Raw genomic sequence first — 5,612 nt, forward strand, 5'->3', positions numbered from 1 at the left:
AGCGTCCGTGACGGATTCGGCTGCTTCGTTGTCTCCGGTTTAAGGCGAGAGCCTTGGATATTTAAGTGTTTTGCTTATTCTAGGCCCTGGACGCAGCACGCCACCAGCCGATTTTCCCCGCCATCAAGAATCACCATCGGCACTGGTGGATTTCGCAATTGCGGGTGCGCCGCGCGAAATGGCAGCATGGGGCACATCATAAGGAAAGGAGACGAGCATGACGTACTTCGACCATCTTCCTGCTGTGCGCTTTGAAGGTCCGAAATCGGACAGTCCATTCGCATACCGCCACTATGATCGCGACAAGCTGGTGCTGGGCAAGCGCATGGAAGACCATTTGCGCTTGGCCGTCTGCTATTGGCATACGTTCGTATGGCCGGGCGTCGACATGTTCGGTGCGGGTACATTCAAGCGGCCATGGCAACGTCCCGGCAACCTGCTTGAACTCGCGCAGCTTAAAGCCGATTCGGCATTCGATTTCTTCTCGAAGCTTGGCACGCCGTTCTACACCTTTCATGATACCGATGTCGCGCCGGAGGGTGAGGGCATCAGGGATTACGTGAATAACATCAAGTCGATGACCGACTACCTTGCCCGCAAGCAGGAAGAGACGGGCATCAAGCCGCTGTGGGGCACGGCGAACCTGTTCTCGAATCCGCGCTACGCGGCCGGGGCGGCAACAAATCCGAACCCCGATGTATTCGCTTTTGCCGCGACGCAAGTCTTCCAGGCAATGGAAGCCACTCAGCGCCTGGGCGGCGATAATTATGTATTGTGGGGCGGCCGCGAAGGGTACGATACGCTCCTCAACACGGACCTCAAGCGCGAGCGCGACCAGTTAGGGCGTTTTCTTAGCATGGTCGTGGAACACAAGCACAAGAGCGGCTTCAAGGGCGCGCTCCTGATCGAACCGAAACCGGCGGAGCCGACGAAGCATCAATACGACTTCGATGTCGCGACCGTTCATAGTTTCCTAGTGCAATTTGGCTTGCAAGACGAAATAAGAGTGAACATCGAGGCGAATCATGCGACCCTCGCGGGTCACTCGTTCCATCATGAAATCGCAACGGCGCTCGCGCTGGGCGTGTTCGGCAGTATCGACGCAAACCGGGGTGACCCACAGAACGGCTGGGATACGGACCAGTTTCCGAACAGTGTGGAAGAGCTAACGCTTGCGTTCTATGAGATCCTCCGGCACGGCGGCTTTACAACAGGGGGAATGAACTTCGACGCCAAGGTGCGCCGTCAAAGCATCGATGCAGAAGATCTGGTTCACGGTCATATTGGTGCGATCGACGTCATTGCCATCGCGCTGGAGCGAGCAGCGGCCCTGATCGAAAACGACCAGCTGGCCGAGTTCAAGAAGCAACGCTATGCAGGCTGGGAAACTGATTTTGGACGCAAGGTGCTGTCGGGCGGCTATTCGCTTGAGTCCCTCGCGACGGATGCCGTCGCCCGTAACGTAGCGCCGCAACACGTGAGCGGACGGCAGGAACACCTTGAGAATGTTGTCAATCGGGCAATCTACGGAACGCTTTGAACCTGCTGGCCGCGTCCTTAAAAATCGCTAAGCCGGTCCGTCAATTTCGCAATTGCGAAGGGGGCGCGCACAGGACACGCTGTCACCCGCATCAAACGCAGTAATAAGAATAACAACCGACGAGCGCGGACATGAATCCGCAGCGCACCGCAGGACCCGCAGGCGTTCTTCTCTCGTGGTCTGGAACGCCTGCCCGCCCACCATAATAAGGAGTGAGACAACATGAAATCTGTAATGCGCCGTTCAGTACTGAGTACGCTAGTTGGTGGAGCGATGTTCGCCAGTTTCGCCATGATGTCGCCACTGGCTCATGCAAGTAAGGATAAACCCGAGATTGGCTTTTGTATCGACGACCTGCGTGTCGAGCGCTGGTCCCGCGATCGCGACTACTTCGTCGCTGCTGCAACCAAGCTGGGCGCGAAAGTCTCGGTTCAGTCCGCCGACGCGAATGAAGCCCGCCAGATCTCGCAAATCGAAAACCTGATCTCGCGTGGCGTGGACGTCATCGTGATCGTGCCGTTCAATTCGAAGACGCTGGGCAACGTAGTGGCCGAAGCGCACAAGGCAGGCATCAAGGTCGTTTCTTACGACCGCCTGATTCTCGATGCCGACGTCGACGCGTACATTTCGTTTGACAACGAAAAGGTCGGCGAAATGCAGGCCCAAGGCGTGTTCAATGCACAGCCTAAGGGTAACTACTTCATGCTGGGGGGCGCTCCGACTGACAACAACGCGAAGATGCTGCGCGCAGGGCAGATGAAGATCCTCCAGCCGGCAATCGATCGTGGCGACATCAAGATCGTCGGCCAGCAATGGGTGCCGGAATGGAGCGCGGCCACGGCATTGCGCATCACCGAAGATGCACTGACCGCGAACAACAACAAGATCGACGCGATCGTGGCATCGAATGACGGCACCGCTGGCGGCGCAATCCAGGCGCTCAATGCACAGAAGATGGCTGGCAAGGTGCCGATCTCGGGACAGGATGCTGACCTCGCGGCAGTCAAGCGCCTCGTATCGGGTACCCAGACCATGACGGTGTACAAGCCGCTGAAACTCATTGCAAGCGAAGCAGCGAAGCTCGCCGTGGATCTTGCCAAGGGTGACAAGCCGGCGTTCAACGCGCAATACGACAACGGCAAGAAGCAGGTCGATACCGTCCTCTTGCAGCCGACGCTCCTCACCAAGAGCAATGTCGATGTCGTCATCAAGGACGGCTTCTATACGCAAGCCCAACTGGCTGGTAACTGACACACGTGCGCGAACGCGCCGCAAGCGCGTTCGCGTGTCTTTCATCCATCCAGGGTAATGACGTATGGCAAATGCGCTGCTGGAAATGCGTGGCATCGCTAAATCTTTTGCCGGAGTGAAGGCGCTCGACGGTGTTGACCTGGTGGTTGCGCCGGGAGAATGTGTCGGCTTGTGCGGCGAGAACGGCGCAGGCAAGTCGACCCTGATGAAGGTTCTCTCCGGCGTCTTCCCTCATGGCACCTGGGACGGCGAGATTCTGTGGGACGGCAAGCCGCTACTGGCCGAAAATATTCGCGATACCGAACGCGCGGGCATAGTCATCATTCACCAGGAACTGATGCTGGTCCCGCAATTGTCGGTCGCGGAAAACATTTTTCTTGGCAACGAGATCACGTTGCCCGGCGGCCGCATGAATTACGCGGCAATGTATCAACGCGCCGATGAACTGCTAAAAGAACTCAACATCAGCGGCATCAATGTGGCGCAGCCGGTGATGAACTACGGCGGGGGCCATCAGCAACTCATCGAAATAGCCAAGGCGCTGAACAAGCAAGCGCGGCTATTGATACTCGACGAGCCGTCGTCGTCACTGACGGCATCCGAGATACGGATCTTGCTAGACATCGTGCGCGATCTGAAGAAGCGCGGCGTGGCGTGCGTCTACATCTCTCACAAGCTTGATGAAGTCGAAGCTATTTGCGACACCATCACCGTGATTCGGGACGGCAAGCACGTATCGACGCAGCCGATGAAAGAGATCACGACCGACAGCATCATCTCGATGATGGTCGGCCGTGAAATCACCAACCTGTTCCCACGCGAACCGCATGAGATCGGCGAGGTGATTTTCGAGGCGCGCAACGTGACGTGTTTCGACGTGACGAACGCGAAGCGCAAGCGGGTCGACAACGTATCGTTCAAGCTGCGCAAGGGTGAGATTCTTGGCGTGGCGGGACTGGTGGGAGCGGGGCGCACGGAACTGATGCAGGCGATCTTCGGCGCCTATCCCGGCGTGTGCGAAGCCGAGGTCTGGATGAACGGCAAGCGCCTCAAGATCAATACGCCTGCTGACGCTATTAATGCGGGCATCGGCATGGTGCCGGAGGATCGCAAGCGCCACGGCATCGTGCCGCAGCTCGGTGTTGGCCACAACATCACGTTGGCGGTGTTAGGACGCTTTGCGAAGGGCGGGCGTATCGACTCGGCTGCCGAACTCGACACCATTCACACGGAAATGAAGCGGCTGTCGGTGCGCGCCGCGCATCCCATGTTGTCCATCGCAAGCCTCTCCGGCGGGAACCAGCAGAAGGCCGTGCTCACGCGCATGCTTCTCACCGATCCAGACGTGCTCATCCTCGACGAACCCACGCGCGGTGTCGACGTCGGCGCGAAGTTCGAAATCTATAAGCTGATGTTCGCACTGGCGCGGCGCGGGATGTCGATCATCGTGGTGTCGTCTGAACTGGCGGAAGTGCTTGGCGTGAGCGATCGCGTGCTCGTGATCGGCGAAGGCCAGTTGCGCGGCGATTTCGTCAACGACGGACTGACCCAAGAAACCATCCTGAGCGCGGCTATAGGCGCTGAACTTAGTGAACAACCCATTCCAGCGAGCGTCGCATGACTCCTGACCTGACATCCTCGCCCAAACCGGCACCACGTCAAGCATCGTATTCATCGGGGCAGCGGTTCAAGCAACTGTTCACTCGCTACAAGCTGCTTGCGTTGTTGCTTGCCATTGCCGTCATCTGGACATTCTTTTCCGTTTTGACCGACGGCGCGTTCGTCTCGCCGCGCAATCTGTCTAACCTGCTTCGGCAAATGTCGATCACCGGCATGCTTGCGTGCGGCATGGTGTTCGTCATCATTTCCGGGGAGATCGACTTGTCGGTCGGCTCGCTGCTCGGGCTATTGGGAGGCGTTGCCGCGATCCTGGATGTGACTTACCACTGGCCGCTGGCCGCGACCTTGCCAACAGTGATGGTGCTTGGCGTTGCGATCGGCCTGTTCAACGGATGGTGGTCTACGTATTTGCGCGTGCCTTCGTTCATTGTCGGACTTGGCGGCATGCTCGCTTATCGCGGCGTGCTGCTAGGCATCACGGGCGGCTCGACGATCGCCCCTGTGTCCGATGACCTGGTGTCTATCGGCCAGGGTTATTTGCCTCGCCTAGCAGGCGATACGCTCGCAATCGTGCTGTTTGTACTGCTCGCGGTGCTCACTGTGCGTCAGCGCCAAAACAGGCAGCGCTATTCGTTACCTGTCGTGCCGCTCTGGCAGGACGCGGTGAAAATCGTGGCAGCGGGCGTCGTCCTGGTTGCGTTTGTCGCCATGCTCAATCGATACGGCGGCATACCGGTGCCCGTGCTCGTGTTGCTTGGCCTGCTCGGCGTATTTACGTACATTGCGACCCAGACCGTGTTCGGCCGGCGCATCTACGCGGTCGGGTCGAACCTCGAAGCGACGCGCCTGTCGGGCGTCAACACGAACCGTGTGAAACTGGCGATATTTGCGTTGATGGGGTTGATGTGCGCGTTTGGCGGTCTGGTGAACACAGCCCGTCTAGCGGCAGGTTCGCCATCGGCGGGATCGCTGGGCGAGCTCGATGCGATCGCCGCGTGCTTTATCGGTGGCACGTCGATGCGTGGCGGCTCGGGTACGGTCTATGGCGCGTTGATCGGCGCGCTGGTGATGGCAAGTCTCGACAACGGCATGTCGATGCTCGACGTGGATTCTTACTGGCAAATGATCGTAAAGGGCGCGATCCTGGTGCTGGCGGTCTGGATCGATGTGGTTTCAGGATCGAATCAGCGATGACCCGACG

4 protein-coding genes are annotated in these 5,612 nt (G+C 58.5%); all 4 read left to right on the top strand.

Annotated features, from left to right (window positions below; all coding sequences use genetic code 11):
• Positions 1-217 precede the first annotated feature (217 nt).
• The gene (xylA, locus tag WCA53_RS14055; RefSeq protein ID WP_423911204.1) at positions 218-1,540 is read left to right on the top strand and encodes a xylose isomerase; all 1,323 of its coding nucleotides are present in this window, start codon (positions 218-220) and stop codon (positions 1,538-1,540) included.
• A gap of 222 nt (positions 1,541-1,762) precedes the next feature.
• Positions 1,763-2,791 (top strand): D-xylose ABC transporter substrate-binding protein, encoded by a 1,029-nt coding sequence (xylF, locus tag WCA53_RS14060; RefSeq protein WP_423911208.1) that lies wholly within the window; start codon positions 1,763-1,765, stop codon positions 2,789-2,791.
• 64 nt (positions 2,792-2,855) lie between these two features.
• A complete protein-coding gene (xylG, locus tag WCA53_RS14065; RefSeq protein ID WP_423911213.1) occupies positions 2,856-4,412 on the top strand; it encodes a D-xylose ABC transporter ATP-binding protein in 1,557 nt (518 codons plus the stop codon).
• Positions 4,409-5,605 carry a sugar ABC transporter permease gene (locus tag WCA53_RS14070; protein ID WP_423911216.1) on the top strand — a complete coding sequence of 399 codons (1,197 nt, stop codon included), beginning with the start codon at positions 4,409-4,411 and terminating at the stop codon, positions 5,603-5,605. The genes xylG and WCA53_RS14070 overlap by 4 nt, the downstream gene beginning before the upstream one ends.
• The last annotated feature ends 7 nt before the right edge of the window (positions 5,606-5,612 follow it).

This window comes from Caballeronia sp. (assembly GCF_049581465.1).
Lineage (GTDB): Bacteria > Pseudomonadota > Gammaproteobacteria > Burkholderiales > Burkholderiaceae > Caballeronia.

What these genes read in the sequence shown, in the direction of transcription:
- xylA (WP_423911204.1), top strand. Translation starts at nt 218, where the DNA reads ATGACGTACTTCGACCATCTTCCTGCTGTGCGCTTTGAAGGTCCGAAA.
- xylF (WP_423911208.1), top strand. Translation starts at nt 1,763, where the DNA reads ATGAAATCTGTAATGCGCCGTTCAGTACTGAGTACGCTAGTTGGTGGA.
- xylG (WP_423911213.1), top strand. Translation starts at nt 2,856, where the DNA reads ATGGCAAATGCGCTGCTGGAAATGCGTGGCATCGCTAAATCTTTTGCC.
- WCA53_RS14070 (WP_423911216.1), top strand. Translation starts at nt 4,409, where the DNA reads ATGACTCCTGACCTGACATCCTCGCCCAAACCGGCACCACGTCAAGCA.